Origin of the sequence: Schlesneria paludicola DSM 18645, from assembly GCF_000255655.1 — a bacterium.
GTDB lineage: Bacteria > Planctomycetota > Planctomycetia > Planctomycetales > Planctomycetaceae > Schlesneria > Schlesneria paludicola.
The window spans coordinates 1,254,174-1,272,460 of record NZ_JH636434.1 but is presented as its reverse complement, the minus strand read 5'-3'; the positions used below and the strand labels follow the sequence as shown (position 1 = coordinate 1,272,460).

The following is an 18,287-nucleotide window of genomic DNA, read 5'->3' as shown; positions in this document are numbered from 1 at the left end:
ATGTGTGTCGTCGCATATGAGGGTTCAAGCCGGAATTGATCAGTCCATCGCGCCGGCGTGAGCAGAGCAACGCCCCCGCAGGTGAAATCCGCGGATCCGTCGTGACGGGATTGAGGGCGCTGCGAGGTGGCCCGGGTTGGATGTCACCCCGTCGGCGCGTCCAGAGCGACGAACTACAGCGCGGGCTCGCTTGAAGGAGAAGACATTACAGGTTCGGGCATGTTCCGCCTCGATCCAAGGATCATCGCGATCAACAGTGAGGTTGCGAACAGTCCGATCAGGCCGAATAGCGCCAGCACTCGATTATCATTGTCCCAAAAGCCTTTCAGCCCCAGTCCAATGAATAGCAATCCCGAGACAAAATTAAGACAGATGAGGGCTGGAGGTGGTTGGAGCGTTGCGGGCAACCAGCGTCGGTCCATCCAGATGGTCAGCCAACAGATGACTCCGCACGACAAGACTCCAGTCAAAAGATTGACGGGCGTCATGACCGCCAGCAGCAGTCTTGGCTTCTTGGGGGCGGATGGCTGTTCCTTCGACACCGCGGAGGTCTCGTCGGCGATCGGTTCGCTGGCATCGGTGATCGTCGTCACCATTTTCGAGGCCGTCACGACGATCGGTGTCGGAGATGCTTGTCCCGCAAATAAGCATCCCAAGATGACGAATGCCACCGAGGCACACCAGCCGATGATTCCGCGCCGCAATGAATCGGCCTTGTGTTCCGTCCAGTTGGCGACGAAAGAGCGAACAATTTCGTCGGCGATGCTGCAGGCAATCTCGACCGTTCCATAAAGCGTCCCCAGCATCGTCAAAAATGCCCCCACAACATACAGCGGTAATAACCAGGGGTGAATCTGCGTGACGAATCGTGCCTGCAGGTTCAGGAGATTTTCTTCGTCAGGCACGACGTGTTCGGGGCCTAGAAACATCGTTCCCGACGCCACAAAGACCGCGCTGAACACGATCACCAGCAGGAAGCTGATGGCGCAGTCGACAAGGGGGGCGTTGACCCAGCGGCGGACGCGGTGGTTCGGATCTGCGGCGATCTCACGCAGCATTTCGTCGGATGCGCGATGAGGCAAGACGCCCCAACTTTTCTCTCGCAACCAAGAGGTGTAACTGAGGTAGTCGAATCCCGCTCCACCGATCACCCCGATGTAACGCGTGACTTCAACCCAGACGGAGTGCTTGGCGATCTGCGGATATCGCTCCGGCAGCCATTCGGGATAGGACATCGAATGCGGCAAAAGGCCCAGCAGCAACTGCACCCAATCGGGTTTGTAGAGAACGAGCGTCAAGCCGGCGCAAACCACCATGGCCAGGACGACAAAGGTTTGGGTCTTCTCGAGAACCTCGTATCCGCCCGTCGCGGAAAGGATCAGGATTGCCACCAGGATCGCGGCGCCCCAAAGATAATCGATTCCACCCTGATAGTGGTTTCGTGTCTCGGTCAGCCATGAGACCAGGCTGCCCAGCACGCTGGAGTGGAAGGTGATCCAGATTGGCATGGCGACGACGGAAATCAACAGCAACATGATCGGCAGCCAGCCGCGTGGCCCTGGAAGATCGAGCATACGTTCGTACGGATGGACGCCCGTCAACACCATGTGCCGACTGGTGGAAATGACCAGTGACCACTTCAGCAGCGACGTGAGCGCGAAGACGAACAGGATGTGATACCCAAACAACGCGCCGCCACGCGTCGAGAAGATCAGCTCGCCCGTTCCGATCGTCAACGATGCCATAATGGCACCAGGACCGAAGACTCGAATCCAATCGAGCAGCGTGCGCGGAAGCTGGGGCGCGTCAGCCATTCTCGTGTTTCCCTCGGAAAAGAGAGACCGGGTGTCGAACAATCAGATTGGCAGAAAGTGCGAGAGACGAGATGTCGGGAGAAGCGTGTCACGCAGCATCGTACACTGGTCAGATGTCGATTGCGATTCGCGAACATCGAGTTTTCAGGCGAATAACCGACGAGTTTTTTGCATTTCGAATCTGGTTTTGTCGTGATGGAGTGATCCAATTTTTGCCCTGAGGCGTTGTTAAGAAATGTGCCGAATGCACGTCGGCATGAAAATTTCTACTGAATTGACGGTGTGCAATTTTGTCATGCCGAAGTGAGGGCTAAAACCATGATGATGTTCGATCCCATGTACCTGCTATTCGCAGCTCCAGGTTTGTTGCTGTCGCTGTGGGCCAGTTACCAGGTGAAATCCGCATTCGACAAGTATTCGCAGGTCGGTACGTCCAGCGGCTACACCGGTGCGGAAGCGGCTCGGCATTTGCTTGACGACGCGGGTTTGCGATCGGTGGCGATTGTCGAAACCGATGGATACCTTTCGGACCACTACGATCCGATCAATCGGCAGCTGGCCTTGTCGCACAATGTCTACTACGGGCGATCGGTGGCTTCGATCGGCGTCGCTACGCATGAGGCAGGACATGCATTGCAGCATGCCCACGGTTATGTCCCCTTGTGGTTTCGATCGGCGTTGGTTCCCGTGGCGAACATCGGTTCGAGCATGGGATACATCGTGATGGCGGTGGGACTGTTTTTGCATCCGTGGGTCGTCATTCTGGGCGCGGCGCTGTTCTCACTGGTGCTGCTGTTCCAGGTGGTGACTCTCCCTGTGGAATTTGATGCGTCGTCGCGGGCGAAACACCTCGTCGTTGAAGCCGGAATCATCCGGCCCGAAGAACGTTTTGGAATGGATCGCGTTCTCAACGCTGCGGCGCTGACATACGTTGCGGCAGCCGTCAGTAGTTTGATGGTACTGGCGTACTATCTGTTCCGGGCCGGGGTGTTTGGCGGATCGTCGGACGACCGTTAGTCCGGTTTGCCGAGCGACTTGGAAAGCACTGAAGTAGCGACTCGCCTTGGAATGGGGCGAGTCGTTTTCTTTTGGAATGGATGCCCCTTATCGTTCGGCTGGACACGGACGCAGGTTCTCGTCAAAATGGTGGTCCGCTCTCTGCCCTGCTCGTTCAGCCGGGGTGCTTCGAGTGGACACCGTGAGATTCGCCGAGCGATCGATGCTCGCAAGTCCCCGGCCTGGTTCCTCGAACTTTCCTGTGGATTCTGGCGGTCGCTGTGCGCGAACCGTCACGAACCGATCTTTCCTGGGGCATCGTAATCCATGGCAACAAAAACTGACTTGTTCGATGACTCGACGATGACATTCGGCGAGCATTTGGAAGTCTTGCGATTTCACCTGATTCGCGCCCTGCTGGGGCTCATGATCGGCGTCATTCTGTCGCTGATTTTCGGCGAACAACTGGTGCGAGTCATTCGAAAGCCGATCGACGCCGCGCTGCGTCGCGCCGACTATTCGAATTCGAATCGGGTTCAAGACAACATCGAAGGATTCGACCTGTGGAAATCGATCGGGTCGGGAATCTGGAATCAGTTTGTTCCTCCTTCCATCAGCGAAGAGGACAAAAAGGCGATCGAATCGATCGAGACATTGACCGAAACTGAAAAGAAAGTAGTGACGCTCGAAGTGTCGCCATTCGATCTGGTGACGGCATTGCACCAGGTTGCGCCGGATCAGTTTCCCGAGCCAAAAGAAGAACTGAAGGACTCTCCGACCGTCAAATTGCCGGCGACATCTGCGGCGTTTGGTGATTTCCGACGGACGGCCGAGAAGGTGAATCAGCCCGTGACATTGAATGTTCAGGAAGCCTTCATGACCTATATGAAGGTGTCGTTCATCGCGGGTTTGATCGTGTCCAGTCCGTGGATTTTCTATCAGCTTTGGCTGTTTGTTGCGGCCGGTTTGTATCCGCATGAACGCAAGTACGTTCACACCTATTTACCGATGAGTATCGGGCTGTTTCTGGGGGGCGTTTCGTTTTGCTTTTATGCGGTGTTGCCTGTGGTTCTGGACTTCCTGCTCGGCTTTAACTCGCGTATTGGAATCACGGCCCAGATCCGAATTTCGGAGTGGATCAATTTCGCGGTCCTGCTGCCATTGATGTTTGGAATCAGCTTTCAGTTGCCGCTCGTGATGCTGTTTCTGACCAAGATCAATGTGTTCCAGGCACAGCACTACGTGGCTCAGTGGAAACTGGCGGTCCTGGCAATCTCGGCCATTTCAATGGTGCTGACCCCTACGCCCGATCCCGCCACGATGATGCTGATGATGGTTCCGCTGCTTTTGCTGTACGTTTTGGGGGTCGCACTTTGCTACTGGTCAGAACCGAAATCACCGCTCGGCGACGCGGCGTAACGGAAGTTGACGTTCCAACGGACAAAGGGCGAGGAATGATCCTCGCCCTTTGTGTTTCCGTCTTAGCAGATTGAAATCGAACGACCGCCGCGTCCGCGGGGCGATCAGTTCTTTTCGACAACCCAGATGTTTCGGAAACGAACTGGATTTCGGTGGTCTTGCAAGTACAGCGGTCCCGCGTCCGGGCCTTCTGGGAATGGTGCCGAGGTCGTCGTATTCGGAATCGAAACGTTATTGTGAATGACGGTTCCATTGTGTTTTACGGTGACCTTGGCTTCTGCGGTTTTCTTTCCGTCACCATCAAACTTCGCGGCCGTGAAATCGATATCGTAAGTCTGCCAGGTCAATGGTGGGAAGCACATGTTGATATCCGGCTTTTTGACGCCGTAGATCCCGCCGCATTCTTTGCTTTCGCCGCTCAGGCCAAACGAATCAAGAATCTGCACTTCGTATCGCCCCTGACAGTAGCAGCCGCTATTGGCCCGTTCTTGCCCCGATTTCGTGGGCATATACGACAAGAGGAATTCGAGGTGCAGCGAGAAACTCTGGAATTTTTGGTGACTTTTCACCCCTTGGACAAGCAGGTCCCCGTCCAGTTTTCCGCCCAGGAACTGATCGGCTGACGTTCCGTTGAAAAGGACAATTGCTCCCTCTGGCGGTTTCGCGCCCAACGTTGGGCTCTTGCGTGAGACTTTTTTCAATTGGCCAATTTTCGTGCCGGCCAGATCGTTGACTGTCATGATGCCGTCCTGGATCAAGACATCGGCGTCGCCTGGGAATTGGATACCCTTTTGCGTTGTCCCTTCTCCCTTGCGGGTTTCGTTGCCGTTCCAGCCATCGCCCGGCAATCCGCCCAAGTAGGCAATTCCCGCGAGTTTTCCACTGCCTTTCGCGATGACCTGGACGCCAACGCGTGTCGGTGCATTGTCGATTTCGACTTCACCGAGATACTCACCCTGAACGGTGAAGTCGGCATCGGCCTGACTCGGATCAAGGACCGCGACTTCCTGACTCCATCCCGTGGAGGGGAGTGCTGCCTGCAGCGCTAGGGCCATTGTTGCGGAAAGGACCAGCGAAGACGGGAAACGCATGGACGAAGCTCCCAAGGTTGGCTTGATACAGACTGATGAATACGTCGACGCAGTAGACTGAGAATCGGGCTCGTCAGATCACCAAACATCCGTCCGGGGATTCCGTATTGGAAATGGGCCCGGCAAGCGGACCTCTGTTGTGGATCGGCAGGCCGCCATGGGGGCGACATGCTCCAAATTCAAAAGAGGCCGTGTTCCGCGAACGGACTGCGAGCAACGTATTGTGTGGTCGGTTTCGACTGAATTCAAGAAACGTGACCGACATCGACCAATTGGCCCGGATTCAGCAGATTCTGCGGATCAAGTTGCTGCTTGAGTCGCTTCATCAGATTTGTGCCCGGTTCTGGATCTCCGTTCATGGGCATTTGCCCCGTCCACTCGGGATCGCAGTGCAGAATCTGCAGGTTGCCCCGCGCGGATTTTGCATGTCGCCGCAGGTCTCTCAGGATCGATGTCGCCCGCTCGATGGTCGCAGCCTCTTCCGGCAATTGGCCGATGACGATTCCGTTGCCTGCGTGGACTTGGACGGCGACGCCTTGTTGGGTGGCGCGGCTGGCGAAATCGATGCATTGCGACGGCAGTAGATTGGCTTGAAACGTCAGTGGATCATCGGCGCAGGTGGGGAATTCGGTAAGAGCCGCCCAAAGTCGCGCGGCATCCGGCTCCGCGATCCGCTCTTGCGATTGGATTCCACAGGTCGACAATTCTTGCAGAAGGGTGTCGACTTGCCAGTCGACTTCGCGGCGTGTTCCTTCCAGCCCGAGACACAGTACCGACGCATTGGGGTGTGTCGCACAGCGAGCGGCCGTTGCAACCAGTTTCGCGGCCGAAGGGTTCAAGACCTCAACAGCGACGGGACGAGCCTGGGAAAGCTGCAACGTTTCGAGCGCTGGTTCGATTTGTTCGAGCGTTGTCATATTCAGCCAAAGAAGTGCCGACGTTTCGGCCAATGGCCGCAGCTTCAATGTGGCTTGGGTGATGACTCCCAAAGTTCCGCGGGAGCCAATCATCAATTTGCAGATATCGTATCCTGCCACGTTCTTGACGACACGGCCACCCGCCTTGAACAGGTCGCCCATCGAATCAACGGCCGAAATTCCGATCACAAAGTCTCGGAACGTCCCATGCCCGAACCGTCGTGGGCCGCTGGTGTTCGTCGCGATGGCGCCGCCCAGCGTCGCTCGACCTGCCTGGGCGATGTCGATGGGAAGCCGCTGTCCGGCGGCGGCGAGTTGTGACTGCAGCTCATCGATGCGAATTCCGGCCTCGACCGTGATCGTCATGTCGCGGGCCGGATAGTCGACAATCCGTTTCAATTCCGACATCGAAATCGCGACATCGGTCGGTGCCACCGGATAGGTCAGTGCGGTACGTCCACCCACGGGGCGAAGCGTTTTGCGTGCCTGAACCGCGTTTTCCGCCATGAATCGAGCCAACTCGGCCTGTGTCGCCGGAACAAATTCGGCGGGTGACGCGACTGATGACATATCCGAGATGACTCGCCTAAGGGTTTTCGCCAATACGTTCTGCGTGTTGTCGATTTCGATCGCGGCCAGACCGCTGAATTCGTGCCTCTGAACAAGGTGCCGTAGTCGGAGTATCCAGACTTCGGAGTCGCTCAAGCGGTCTGTGCAGTCGAATCGACCGGCGAAGCATAAAGCTGCCGCGAGCGAAATGAAAGCGGGCACGCCGATTGGCATGCCCGCGGTCACTCGTGAAACGGTACAAATCCGATCTGGTCATTGATCAGAGCACGTTCGTTGCGTGTCGTGTGGGGCACGTTCGTTGTGCCTGCTGAACACGCAGATATCGAGCAGAAATTCGATCAGGCGGCTTCGGCGTCCGTGTCGTTGATGCCATCATTGCCGTGTACGCGTTTGCGAAGCGAGAACGGAATGATCTGTTCTTCGCATTGATACAGGTTGTATTTCATCACGTACGCGTCTTCGTCTGTGTCTTCGTAGTGGCCTCGCAGGACTGAACTGGCTGACAGACCCTGTTGTCTAAAGAAAAGCTGTGCGGCGAGGTTTGTCTCGCGCACTTCCAATGTGATTTCCTGTCGACGCTGCTGTGACAGTTTGTTCACAAGCTTCTCGACCATCTGCTGGCCGACGCTTTGACGACGTGACCAGGGGGCGACGGCAAAGTTCAGGACGTGAAGTTCTGACTTGAGCAGTTCATAGATCATGAAGCCGACGATCCGCTCCTGACGCTCAGCCACCATGCCAATGCAGTTGCGTTGGCGGAGGCAGCACAGGAAGTCTTCTTCGGTCCAGGCGAATTCGAAGCTCTGGCGCTCGATGTCCAGAACTTCGGGCATGTCCCGGCGGATCATCCAACGGATTTGTACATCGCACTGAGGTCGTCGCGTACTGGGTCGCGAAATGTTCCCGAAGCTCATGCGGACCTCCTTGTCCATCTGATTCCTGGGGCCGGGCACCGATATGTGATCCACGGGTGCGCGGGCGTGGAACGTAGCGAATGTTTCGAAGAATGGCTAGTCGAAATTACTCAAGAAAGATGAAGTTTTCTGGCGGGTCAAAGTTCGCCGTCCGTAGCATGATGTCAGGATGCGGTAAGTCGGACTTTTGGTCAGTTTGGAGATGCTTGCTCGAAGCATTCATGACGGTGGCCGGTCACCTTGCCTCACCATCTTCACGGTGAACCCCGGCGTCGATACGATGACTTCCCCAACGCGCGAACATCGACCACGTTCCCCTGATCCTGCATCGAGAACCCGTATGCTGACGTTAGCGACGAAGTTTTTGCCCGAGCGGCCTGCGTTTGAGATCGCGTCGCGGTCCGGATTTCGGGCGGCCGAGTTCTGGCTTGATGGGCGACTGTTGCTCCAAAGCGACCTGATTGCCTCCATCGCCAAGGAGTACCCGTTTCGCTACGCCGTCCATTTTCCGAACCAGGGCCCCTTGTCTCAGGAGGCGCTTTCGGGTGCTGTTAATCTCTACGATCGACTCGATTGCACCGCCATGATCATTCATCAGCCGATGTTTGATGAGTATGGAGCCTTCTTGCGTCAGATGCGGCCCGGGATCGATCTGGCGATTGAGAACCATCTGCTGGACTTGCCGGGAATCGAACGATGGGCCGAGGAAAGCCCCGGATTGACGCTGGATGTCGAGCATCTGTGGCTCTACACACTTCAAGATGCGCCCCTCGCGACACTTCTAAAACATGTCGATCGTTTGCTGGCACGGCATGCCGCCAAGGTGCACCATGTCCATTTACCAGGCTACACGCCCGGAAGTGACGAACATCATCCGATCCATCACAGCCCCGTCATGGCGAAAGAGGTTCTGACGCTGCTTCATCAATATGGGTTCGGGAAGCTGGTCGTGAGTGAAGCCAATGAACTGTTTCAGTCAGACGAGTACTTAAAAAAGGATGTGGCCTTTTTCGAGGACTGGACGTCGTCGCTTGCGGCACACCCTTGAGGGGTGGTGAACTGGGATAAGACCGTCCGAGTTGAGTATCGACAACCATGACAACAAACGATTCCGAGTGAGTATCACATGATGCGACACACATCGCTGGCGATTTTCTGCTATTTCTTCGGGGCGACGCTGTTCGCGCAGGGCGAGAAGCCGGACGCGCCGGAAAAGTACGAGCTTGGCGCTGATTCAATGCCCATGACGGGGGTTCCCGAGGGGAAGGTGACCAAGTTTACCTGGACCAGCCACGTTTTCGAGGGAACGGTTCGCGACTACTACGTCTATGTTCCCGACCAGTATGACCCGGTCAAGGCGACCGCCGTCATGGTCTTTCAGGACGGACATGCGTACGTCAACAAGTCGGGCGAATATCGGGTTCCTGTGGTGTTCGACAATCTGATTCACAAGAAAGAGCTGCCGCCGATCATCGGAATCTTCGTCGATCCTGGGCACCTGGGCGAACCGCTTCCAGACAGCCGCTGGAAAGCGAACAATCGAAGTTTTGAGTACGACACTCTGAGCGATCAATATTCAAAGCTGTTGCTGGATGAAATTCTGCCCGAAGTGGGCAAGGCCTACAATCTGACCACCGATCCCGATCAGCGGGCGATTTGTGGTGCTTCGTCAGGCGGGATTTGTGCCTGGACAGTCGCTTGGGAACGTCCCGATGCGTTCCGGAAGGTCCTGAGCCATATCGGCAGTTTCACCAATATTCGTGGAGGGCACAATTACCAGGCTTTGATCCGCAAAACGGAGCACAAGCCCATTCGGGTCTTCCTGCAGGATGGCGACAACGATTTGAACAACGCTGCCGGGAATTGGTGGCTGGCCAATCTCGAGATGGAATCGTCGCTGACTTTTGCCAAGTACGATGTGAAGGCCGTTTGGGGGCATGGGGCACACAACGGCAATCATGGCGGCGCGATTCTGCCCGATTCACTGCGTTGGCTCTGGCGGACGACACCCTGAGCCGCGAAATCGGTGTTTCGCGGCCGTGGTGTCATCAAACGCAGGTTGTTCGTCGCCGGGCTGTTCGTCGTCCGGCGGAAGCAACCAGAATCAATTGAACAGGAAGTGGCAGATGTCGCCATCCTGCATGACATAGCCTTTGCCTTCGACTCGCAGTTTCCCTGCGGATCGGATCTCTTTTTCGCTCTTGTAGGTTTCGAGATCGGCCAGCGTGTAAACTTCGGCGCGGATAAACCCTTTCTCGAAATCGGTGTGAATCACACCAGCGGCTTGAGGCGCAGTCGCCCCGATCGGAATCGTCCAGGCACGCACTTCCATCTCGCCGGCTGTGAAATAGCTCTGCAACCCCAGGACTTTATAGGCTTCGCGTGCCAGCGCACTGAGCGCGGGCTCCGCCAAACCGGCCCCTTCCAGCATTTCCGCTCGATCGGCTTCGTCGAGTTCCGCGATCTCTGATTCGAGTTTTGCACACACGGGAACAACCGACGCCCCGACTTTCGCGGCAAAATCGCGAACGTCTTGGACCAGCTTGCCCTTCCCTTCCAGATCGTTCTCGTCGACGTTGGCGACGTACAGAATCGGCTTGGCCGTCATCAAGCCGTAGCTCGAGACGAGCTTCGTTTCGTTCTCGTCGAACTCCATTTTTCGGAGTGGCTGATCCGTGGTCAGGTGCGCCAGGCACTTTTTGATCACTTCCACGCGTTGCTTGGCGTCTTTGTCGCCGCTTTTGGCCGTTCGCTCTGCCTTGGAGAGCGAGTTTTCCAGTGTCTGGATGTCCGCCAACATCAATTCGATCTCAATCGTTTCGATGTCGGCAACAGGATTGACGCTTCCCGAAACATGGATCACGTCGGGATCATCGAAGCAGCGAACCACCTGCAGAATCGCGTCGACCTCGCGGATATGGGTCAAGAACTTATTGCCCAGTCCCTGTCCTTCGCTCGCGCCTTTCACGATCCCGGCGATATCGACCAGTTTCAAAGCGGCGGGAACCAGCTTTTTCGGGACAATATATTGGCTGATGCGGCGCAGGCGATCATCAGGAACGCTGACGACGCCTTCGTTTGGTTCAATGGTGCAAAACGGATAGTTGGCACTCTGGGCCGCTTTGGACATCGTCAACGCATTGAACAATGTGCTTTTACCCACGTTGGGCAGTCCAACAATTCCTGCTTCCATGATTCCGCAAAAGCCTTTTTGAGTAGAGCCAACCCCTGGAGGGGCCGCCGTGATGCACTGCCGCGATCAATCCGATCGAGATTCGATCCGGCGATTGATATCAGACCGATTCGTCAAAGTCACGCAGAGTCATTGTTCACGTGCCTGTCCCCCTCGCTTCGGACTGTGAACGGTGACTCACGCAGGTTTCCATCAACCCTGAATCAGGTGCAACCTGAGCAGGTTCATTGCCACTTTCGCCGTGCGACTTTTGGCGATCGCCGGATCGCCAAAGTGCTGCACTTTCTCGACTTTGGTCCCCTTCGGCCCGGCAAGGGCCACGAACGAGGCCGGAACCGATGCCAAGGGATCGTCGGGATCGAATTCAGGCCATTCAGAGACGGCAAGGGCGAAATTTGTCCCGAATCGCTGACGACAACCTTTGGCAATCGCCAACGCGACCTCTGCACTGATCGGACCATATTGGCGGATCAACATGGGGTCGACGGATACGAGTTCTCGCTTGGCCGCGTTGGTCGGAACAACCACTCCACCCATGTAGCAAGATTCAAAGCCGACAACACCGGTCAAGCGGTGTGCCAGCAGGCCCCCGGTCCCCGATTCGGCGGTTGAGAGGGTCGCTCGTCGTTGCAGCAAGAGTCGCACTAGCGCATGTTCCAGTTCTTCATCTTCCACGCCGAATACGAGCGTTCCCATCCGGTTCAGAATCGCCGTCTTGGCCCGTTCAATCTTATTGCGGCAGTCATCAACCGTTGGGGCGGTTGCCGTAATTCGCAGTGTAATCGTGGCTTCGTGAACGGTGATTCCCACGTCTGGATCGCGTCCGCGGGCCGTCAAGTCGCCCAGAATTTCTTCGGCCTGGGACTCGCCAACCCCGAACAGGTTGATGCGGGCACGCCGGATCACCTGCCCGCGTCCGTCGAGGCGCGGCAGGACCTGCTGCCGGAACATCTGCTTCATTTCACTGGGGACGCCGGGCATGGCCGCAATTCGCGATTGGCTGCCGTCGGGGCGAGTAGAGATCATCCAGATTCCAGGGGCCGTTCCACGCGGGTTCGGAAGTGGTTCACTTCCTGCCGGGAACATGGACTGAATGACGTTTCGTTCGGGCATCGGACGATTGCGTTTGGCAAACATCGATTTGACATGCTCGAATGACGGAAGGTGTTGAACCAGTTCGACATTGGCGAATTTCGCGAGTGCTTCGCGGGTCAAATCGTCAAGCGTCGGTCCCAATCCACCGGTCAGCAGTACGATTTCGGACCGATCGGCCGCCGCATGAATGGCAGCAACCATCGCGTCCAGATCGTCCGAGATGGTCAAATGGGCAAGGACTGGAATCCCGATTTCAGCGAGTTCCAGGCTGAGCCATTGGCTATTGGTGTCGAGTTTCGCTCCGGTGGTCAACTCGGTGCCAACGGAAATAATCTCAGCGTGCATGGGGAAAAACCCTGGGTATCCAGCAACCTCTCGTCCCGCGGACGGCGAAGGGCGAGATGTCATCATATAACGGAAATCAATTTGGTGACATTCATTCGCATGTTCGCGAACAGGGCGAAGCTTACTCGGTTCCAAGTAGGACTCGCAACGCGACGAAGGCATCTACGGGATCAGGAAGTTAAGTCGGGCGGCCGGCAATCTGAAATTCTGAGAAACGTCTTTTCAGAATTTACGACTTCGACAACAATCGGACCGCGTTGGTGGTCGGGTCAGGAGCGAATCATGCAGGCACGATCCAAGTTAATCGTTGCAGGATATCTGTTTGCGTCGCTTTGTGGAAAGCAGATGACCGCCAGCGAAGTGGTGGCAGTGGCACAGGATGACACTCTCAAGAAGCAGGTGGACGAAGGGATGCTGGCGAAGACGCTAGGTGGTCGGCAGTTCTGGGGTGACGTACATCACTTTCGTGGCTGGCGCATTCAACAGAATGTTTTCACCAAGCATTACAGACTGATTGATCCCGGTGACGTGCGCCACATGTGGGGATCGTTCGACGACTGTGCCGCGACGCTGAAGAAGATCATCGAACAAAAGCAGCTCAAGCCAGGCAGCGGGGCCGCGGTCGTCATGATTCATGGGCTGCTTCAGTCCTCGAAGTGCATGAACAGCATGGGCGTCACGCTTCGCGACGCAGGCTATACAACGGTCAATTTTGACTATCCGAGCACCCAGATCAGCATCACTGACGCGGCACAGTTTCTGGACCGATCGGTGCAGTCGCTGGAAGGTTTCGACGAAATCAACTTTGTGGTCCACAGCATGGGGGGGTTGGTGGTTCGTGCCTATGCCATGGAGTTCAAAGATCCGCGGATCAAGCGGATGGTGATGCTGGGGACGCCCAATCGTGGCGCTGAACTCGCGGATATTACGCAGCAGTATTGGATTTTTCGCGCCGCCGCGGGACCGGGTGCCCGTCAACTGGGAACACGTCCCGATGGTCTGATTCCCCGGCTTCCCGCCCCGGATTTTGAGTTCGCCGTCATTGCGGGGTCACGCGGGACGGCGTCCGGATGGAATCCGTTGATTCCGGGTGACGATGATGGCACTGTGACTGTCGCCAGCACAAAACTAAATGGCGCCGCCGACTTTGGCACCGTTCGCGCGATTCACTCCCGCCTGTTGCGGAATGAGGATGCGATCTCGCAGACCGTCAGTTTCTTGAAAGAAGGACGGCTGTGTCCGTATCGCGATCCACAGCCGATCCATCCCGAAGCCGAAAACTGTCACAGTGAGAATCGTGAACCCATCTCTGAAACGGTCCCGCTGGTAGAAGCGTTCGCTCGCTAACGATTGCGAGACATTCGTAGATGACGGGTTACTCTTCGTCACCAGGCCAAACCTTCGTGGTTGTCGGTCGCTTTTTGCCCGCCGCCGCCACGTTCATCTTGACTTGCTTGTTGGTCAACGCGAAATCCTTGGCAAATTTCGTATCGTCCACCGCAACGTCTTCGGCGGTGGGGGTTGACCATAGCATTTTTCCATCCTCGCCCTTGGCTGAGACTAACACGGAGTTCACACCAATCTGCGGCCCTTTGTCTGCGGGGCTTTTGTAAGCTCCGTTTTCGACGGGACAGATACTGGGCAATCCCGATTCTTTGTGAGTAAATACGACCGCACCGATCGCGACCGGTTTGCCGTCAAGAGAAACTGTTCCGCTCGCGACGGAACGTGGTTTTGCCTTGAATTTGCCACTCTGGGCATCACCGCATCCGACCGACGTGCCCACGATCCCCGCAAGGGCGATGATGTACAGTTTGTTCCACCAATGAGCATGGTTCGGCATGGCCGATTGTACTTTTGACGATTGCATGAAACCTAATCCCCGTTTGGACGAATACCAATGAACAGAAAGGAGCCGACGGCAAATGCACATCGGCACCTTTCTTGTTGGAGCGAACGTCGTTGGACAAGTTGATCATCACAGCTGAAGTGGTATGTCGAAGATCAAGATGCGAACAGGCAAATTGTCCCGCTCGCGATGATCGGCAACTTGTCAGATCAGTATGAGTTTGCCACTAAACTTGACCGACGTTGGGCTACTAGAATTCACCCAGGATGCCCCCATCTGAAGCGGCACCGAGGCGTTGATAGGTCAGCAAATCGACGTTCTGGCTGACGAATCGAACGCTACCGTCCACCATGCACATGTGGCAGCCGCCGTCATGAAAACTGCTGAAGCCTTCCATGTTCATGGTATGAGCCTTTGCAGAGCCTTGACGCTGAAGAACTTGTTGCCAAGTAAAGCTCATGAGTGGATTGTTGATCGGGCAGAGCGTCGCGGCAGTGTTAAACAGGGAGGGACTGCCTCCGCCATCGTTACGTCCCGACGAAGCCCAGCACCAGCTGAATACGGACCCGCTATTAACATCTCCAGCTCCACCAGCGGAAGTGTAGTTTCCAATCAGTCCGACGTAGACCGTCTCTCCGACCAGCAGGGTGTTCGAAGTACCGTCGCGAACTCCGCTGATCGTCCTGCCGCCGTTCATGTGCGAAACGCCGTTATTCCAAAACAGCCGTCCCGAATTGGCAAAGTCACCGTCGGCGGCAGAGGCGTTGGCTGAGAAGGCTGGGCTAAAATTCGCCAGGAGTGCTGAGTTCGGATCGTTGTCGACATTGAAATAAGGAATTGTGTGAGACCCGCCACCCATACAGATGTTGTAGTTGTTGATGTTCTTGTCGCTATTGTAGGTCGGCGTCGATGGGCATCGAAATACAGCAGGACTGTTCGTTTGCTGCACGATATAGTTCGGTGACCCTGCTGGGCCCGGCTTTGCGGCTCCGCCGGTCTGATGGTCGTAGCGACCGAAGAATGGTTTTGTCATGTCGAACTGATTGTAGAGATTCGCCTGGTCCATCAGAGGCAGTACAAGAACGGTCCACGGAGCCCGGAAGAATGTCGACGTGCTGTATCCGCCACCACTGTCATAGTTTGGGGCTGCATTCACCATCGGGGTGGTCGGAAGGCCTGATGAAACCCCGGTCTGGGCTCCCAGTGAGCTATTGGCATACACGACCGACGGTGGGAAAGTCAGGAACTGATCATGGTAGTTGGCCAGTGCCAATCCCAGCTGCTTCAAATTGTTCTTGCATTGCGTGCGACGCGCCGCTTCACGCGCCTGTTGGACTGCGGGCAAAAGTAGAGAGATCAAAACGGCGATAATCGCGATCACAACCAACAGTTCGATGAGAGTGAATCCGAGCTTTCTGCGTGGCGATTTCATCAAGACTCCTTCGCACAAAATGACGTACAACAACACTGCAACCAAACGATAAACGCTTCGACACGACAACAATCAGATGAAGGCCTGTGCTCCTTCAAACCCCATTGTGGCTGATCAACTGAAACGAAGTTTCTTGGGCGAGAATTGGCCGCCAGAAATGCGGCTACATCTCGTCGAGAGCGTGATGTAGACAAACGTACTGTCATTACGCGAACGCAAGAGCGTTCGGAATAAAGCGGTCACTCAAGATGGAATTGACGACGAAATGGGACTCGAAACCGACTAATCACAATGGGAACGAAACGCACCAAATCGCGAAGCAGTTCGCGAACTTAAACACCGTGATGGCCATGCGATGTGCCGCGGGATTCGTCAAACAGAGAGTTAAGGCAATCGCGTCAGAAAAGGACTGCGGCAATGAGACATGGGCTGAATCTGATTAAGACGCTATCAAGAGAGTTCGGAAAATGCAATTAGTTACTACAAGAAAAAAAAGTTCCATGTACGGATGACAACGCGTGGTCGAGACCTGTACTCGTCTAGCAGCGTTGACTTTATGGGGAGGTGATGGTGTCCTGGTTTTGGGATCGCCTGGCACATCAATGGGAGCGGTCGACATGCATCATCGGACTGAAAGTGGCGATCACTTGATTCTTAAGGTTGCCGCGTTTGTTTTGACCCCCACGCCGGAACCGATGGTGCTGGCCCTTCGCCATCCTATTGCCGGGCTGCAGTTTCCAGCAGGCACGATTGAGTCGGGCGAAGGGGTACTCGATGCCGCCCGGCGCGAGGTGCGCGAAGAAACGTGCGTCACGGCGCTGGACCAAGGGCGGCGACTCGGGACTGAAGTGTGTCCACGCGATGCCGACGAGGGATTTGTATTGGAAACGTCGGAAAGTATTTCCACGAATCGTGATGAGGAAAGGTCACTCTTTTATCGAGGGAGACGTGTCAGGATCCTGTCGCATGGTGATGCGCTGTCCCAAGTCTGTGAAGAGGAGTGGAATCTGAATCTTGATCCGCCGATTGTCAGCAGGCGAATACAAGGTGTTATTCCGACGCGATTCATTGGACGCTCTGTCGCGCGTGTTTTTGTCTGCTTTCTGTTTCTCGGCGACTTTCGATCAGAGCCATGGAAATGCACGGCGGACGGGCACACATGGCAGGTGGAATGGATTCCTTTGAGGACGACAGAGCGGTTTGCCCTGAATCAGGCCGACTGGTTCGAGCGTTTCAGGATATTGATGTACTCCGCCTGTGGGGTTGAGTCGTCGCAGCGTATGTGATGGACTCGGTGGTCATCGCGATTGTGATTCTCCTTATTGCCAAGCGGGAGCTTGGCAACGCTTTCTGCACATATTGACCGTTCACAGGCCGGGAACTGGCTCATTTTCCCGCGGGAAAGGTGAAGGATGAGGCTCGTCGATGTACTTTGGATTCCAAACTGCCGGGAGAACTTTCCTGTCACCCTCTCATCGCAACCTGTTGAAGTAAGCGGGACAGACACCTTGGCGTTCACGATGTCGTGGCGGTTTTTATTCTGGTCGGAGCCAGTTCCTGTTACTTCAGTAGGCTGTTAGGGCTGTGAACCGTGACCTACACATCAGGCATACGGATGTCGGGCCGAGGTCACTTTCCTATACGGCAGAGAATCGAATCGTAAGAGGCGTTACCAAGCGGGAGCTTGGTAACGAGAAGGAGCTACCAGGGGGGGCTTGGTAGCGAGAGGGAGGAGGAGTTACCAGATGGGGGTTTGGTAACGAGTAGAGGATACGGCTTGGGCCTGCGTAGATCCGAAGTTTGCAAATGTCGTCCTATATTTGCTCGTATGAACACATTACCGTTCTATTATGTTGACTGTCGCGACTCCGCTTTTTATAAGAAGTGAATCGCGAGATTCATTTCTCATTAAAGAGTTCACACCTCGGCTTGCTCGCGAGATCAGATCGAATTGTCTGTCCGGCGAATCTGGCCCAAACTTAGGTGCCTCGCATGTCTTTCCAATTCATTGATCGAAGGCGGTTTCAATCTCTTGGCAATTCTCTGCGACCGATCGGTGCGTTTCGTCCGGTATTGGCCGGTCTCGTGATTGGATGTCTGTTGAGCGGTTGCAGCAAAGCGGCCAAGCCCGCGTCACTGCGAGGTGTAGTCAAGGTGGCCGGCGTACCCGTGGCAAAAGGTGTCGTCCGTCTCTCGACACAGGATGGAACACCAGGTCCTGGTGGTTTGAGCCCTATTAAAGATGGCTATTTTGAGGTTGAGTCCTGCAAGGGCCTGAAGGCCGGCAAGTATCTTGTGATCATCCTCGGCTTCAAAGAGACGGGACGAATGATTCAGATCGATGACTCAAATCCACCTCAAAAAGAAGAACTTCAGTTCATTCCCCGTCGTTACAACGACGACTCTAAAGAAGTGATCGAGCTCTTGCCGGGGGACAACGAGAAGGATTTCAATCTGACACTCTAGCGGCTTTGTGAAATCAGGGGACGCACGCACATCGATATTCAAGATGTCATGGCTTCGTTCGTCTGTGTGGAGTCAATCCCCGTTACGTTCACAGTCTGTTCAGTAAGAATTAAGGTTGTGGCAGGATTTTCGTGTCAGTGCAATTGTCCTACGGCGAAGCTAGTTTGCAGCGACTTCAAGTTCGGT

General features: G+C 55.5%; 15 protein-coding genes. 7 read left to right on the top strand and 8 right to left on the bottom strand.

Going from position 1 to position 18,287, the window contains the following annotated elements:
• Window positions 1-173: 173 nt before the first annotated feature.
• Window positions 174-1,814 carry an Nramp family divalent metal transporter gene (locus OSO_RS0106220; RefSeq protein WP_010582604.1) on the bottom strand — a complete coding sequence of 547 codons (1,641 nt, stop codon included), beginning with the start codon at window positions 1,812-1,814 and terminating at the stop codon, window positions 174-176.
• Window positions 1,815-2,132: 318 nt separating this feature from the next.
• On the opposite strand from OSO_RS0106220, the gene OSO_RS0106210 reads away from it, so the two are divergent.
• Window positions 2,133-2,831: a zinc metallopeptidase gene (locus tag OSO_RS0106210; RefSeq protein ID WP_010582603.1), complete on the top strand. Its 699-nt coding sequence runs from the start codon at window positions 2,133-2,135 to the stop codon at window positions 2,829-2,831.
• A 306-nt stretch (window positions 2,832-3,137) separates the two neighbouring features.
• Entirely contained in the window at window positions 3,138-4,229 is a 1,092-nt protein-coding gene (gene tatC, locus OSO_RS0106200; protein WP_010582601.1) for a twin-arginine translocase subunit TatC, read from the top strand.
• Window positions 4,230-4,333: 104 nt separating this feature from the next.
• On the opposite strand, the gene OSO_RS0106195 is transcribed toward tatC, so the two are convergent.
• The 3 genes from OSO_RS0106195 to rimI all read right to left on the bottom strand — a co-directional run bounded on the left by OSO_RS0106195 (window position 4,334) and on the right by rimI (window position 7,721).
• Window positions 4,334-5,320 carry a 3-keto-disaccharide hydrolase gene (locus tag OSO_RS0106195; protein WP_010582600.1) on the bottom strand — a complete coding sequence of 329 codons (987 nt, stop codon included), beginning with the start codon at window positions 5,318-5,320 and terminating at the stop codon, window positions 4,334-4,336.
• A gap of 245 nt (window positions 5,321-5,565) precedes the next feature.
• A complete protein-coding gene (locus tag OSO_RS42380; RefSeq protein ID WP_010582599.1) occupies window positions 5,566-7,020 on the bottom strand; it encodes an FAD-binding oxidoreductase in 1,455 nt (484 codons plus the stop codon).
• A gap of 125 nt (window positions 7,021-7,145) precedes the next feature.
• Complete coding sequence (gene rimI, locus OSO_RS0106185) at window positions 7,146-7,721, bottom strand: ribosomal protein S18-alanine N-acetyltransferase (RefSeq protein WP_010582598.1); 576 nt, start codon at window positions 7,719-7,721, stop codon at window positions 7,146-7,148.
• 340 nt (window positions 7,722-8,061) lie between these two features.
• On the opposite strand from rimI, the gene OSO_RS0106180 reads away from it, so the two are divergent.
• A complete protein-coding gene (locus OSO_RS0106180; protein ID WP_010582597.1) occupies window positions 8,062-8,769 on the top strand; it encodes a sugar phosphate isomerase/epimerase in 708 nt (235 codons plus the stop codon).
• Window positions 8,770-8,850: 81 nt separating this feature from the next.
• Window positions 8,851-9,735, top strand: coding sequence for an alpha/beta hydrolase (locus OSO_RS0106175; RefSeq protein WP_010582596.1), 885 nt, complete (start codon window positions 8,851-8,853; stop codon window positions 9,733-9,735).
• A 90-nt stretch (window positions 9,736-9,825) separates the two neighbouring features.
• Here the strand turns inward: OSO_RS0106175 and ychF are convergent, their stop codons facing one another.
• Together ychF and OSO_RS42375 are read right to left on the bottom strand one after the other, a co-directional pair.
• Entirely contained in the window at window positions 9,826-10,914 is a 1,089-nt protein-coding gene (ychF, locus tag OSO_RS0106170; protein WP_010582595.1) for a redox-regulated ATPase YchF, read from the bottom strand.
• 192 nt (window positions 10,915-11,106) lie between these two features.
• The gene (locus tag OSO_RS42375; protein ID WP_010582594.1) at window positions 11,107-12,354 is read right to left on the bottom strand and encodes a CinA family nicotinamide mononucleotide deamidase-related protein; all 1,248 of its coding nucleotides are present in this window, start codon (window positions 12,352-12,354) and stop codon (window positions 11,107-11,109) included.
• Window positions 12,355-12,636: 282 nt separating this feature from the next.
• Between OSO_RS42375 and OSO_RS42370 the strand changes: the two genes are divergently transcribed.
• Window positions 12,637-13,701 (top strand): lipase family alpha/beta hydrolase, encoded by a 1,065-nt coding sequence (locus OSO_RS42370; protein ID WP_010582593.1) that lies wholly within the window; start codon window positions 12,637-12,639, stop codon window positions 13,699-13,701.
• 28 nt (window positions 13,702-13,729) lie between these two features.
• Here OSO_RS42370 and OSO_RS0106150 read toward each other — a convergent pair whose 3' ends face one another.
• Both OSO_RS0106150 and OSO_RS0106145 read right to left on the bottom strand, forming a co-directional pair.
• Window positions 13,730-14,224, bottom strand: coding sequence for a hypothetical protein (locus OSO_RS0106150; protein ID WP_010582592.1), 495 nt, complete (start codon window positions 14,222-14,224; stop codon window positions 13,730-13,732).
• A 229-nt stretch (window positions 14,225-14,453) separates the two neighbouring features.
• A complete protein-coding gene (locus OSO_RS0106145; protein WP_157605060.1) occupies window positions 14,454-15,635 on the bottom strand; it encodes a DUF1559 domain-containing protein in 1,182 nt (393 codons plus the stop codon).
• Window positions 15,636-16,252: 617 nt separating this feature from the next.
• Between OSO_RS0106145 and OSO_RS42365 the strand changes: the two genes are divergently transcribed.
• Together OSO_RS42365 and OSO_RS0106125 are read left to right on the top strand one after the other, a co-directional pair.
• Window positions 16,253-16,921, top strand: a complete 669-nt coding sequence (locus OSO_RS42365; protein WP_157605059.1) for an NUDIX domain-containing protein — start codon at window positions 16,253-16,255, stop codon at window positions 16,919-16,921.
• A gap of 706 nt (window positions 16,922-17,627) precedes the next feature.
• Window positions 17,628-18,101 (top strand): hypothetical protein, encoded by a 474-nt coding sequence (locus tag OSO_RS0106125; protein WP_010582588.1) that lies wholly within the window; start codon window positions 17,628-17,630, stop codon window positions 18,099-18,101.
• Window positions 18,102-18,287: the final 186 nt, after the last annotated feature.

What these genes read in the sequence shown, in the direction of transcription:
- rimI (WP_010582598.1), bottom strand. Translation starts at nt 7,721, where the DNA reads ATGAGCTTCGGGAACATTTCGCGACCCAGTACGCGACGACCTCAGTGC.
- ychF (WP_010582595.1), bottom strand. Translation starts at nt 10,914, where the DNA reads ATGGAAGCAGGAATTGTTGGACTGCCCAACGTGGGTAAAAGCACATTG.
- OSO_RS0106210 (WP_010582603.1), top strand. Translation starts at nt 2,133, where the DNA reads ATGATGATGTTCGATCCCATGTACCTGCTATTCGCAGCTCCAGGTTTG.
- OSO_RS42380 (WP_010582599.1), bottom strand. Translation starts at nt 7,020, where the DNA reads ATGCCAATCGGCGTGCCCGCTTTCATTTCGCTCGCGGCAGCTTTATGC.
- OSO_RS0106180 (WP_010582597.1), top strand. Translation starts at nt 8,062, where the DNA reads ATGCTGACGTTAGCGACGAAGTTTTTGCCCGAGCGGCCTGCGTTTGAG.
- OSO_RS0106220 (WP_010582604.1), bottom strand. Translation starts at nt 1,814, where the DNA reads ATGGCTGACGCGCCCCAGCTTCCGCGCACGCTGCTCGATTGGATTCGA.
- OSO_RS0106175 (WP_010582596.1), top strand. Translation starts at nt 8,851, where the DNA reads ATGCGACACACATCGCTGGCGATTTTCTGCTATTTCTTCGGGGCGACG.
- OSO_RS42370 (WP_010582593.1), top strand. Translation starts at nt 12,637, where the DNA reads ATGCAGGCACGATCCAAGTTAATCGTTGCAGGATATCTGTTTGCGTCG.
- OSO_RS0106150 (WP_010582592.1), bottom strand. Translation starts at nt 14,224, where the DNA reads ATGCAATCGTCAAAAGTACAATCGGCCATGCCGAACCATGCTCATTGG.
- OSO_RS0106125 (WP_010582588.1), top strand. Translation starts at nt 17,628, where the DNA reads ATGTCTTTCCAATTCATTGATCGAAGGCGGTTTCAATCTCTTGGCAAT.
- OSO_RS42365 (WP_157605059.1), top strand. Translation starts at nt 16,253, where the DNA reads ATGCATCATCGGACTGAAAGTGGCGATCACTTGATTCTTAAGGTTGCC.
- OSO_RS0106145 (WP_157605060.1), bottom strand. Translation starts at nt 15,635, where the DNA reads ATGAAATCGCCACGCAGAAAGCTCGGATTCACTCTCATCGAACTGTTG.
- tatC (WP_010582601.1), top strand. Translation starts at nt 3,138, where the DNA reads ATGGCAACAAAAACTGACTTGTTCGATGACTCGACGATGACATTCGGC.
- OSO_RS0106195 (WP_010582600.1), bottom strand. Translation starts at nt 5,320, where the DNA reads ATGCGTTTCCCGTCTTCGCTGGTCCTTTCCGCAACAATGGCCCTAGCG.
- OSO_RS42375 (WP_010582594.1), bottom strand. Translation starts at nt 12,354, where the DNA reads ATGCACGCTGAGATTATTTCCGTTGGCACCGAGTTGACCACCGGAGCG.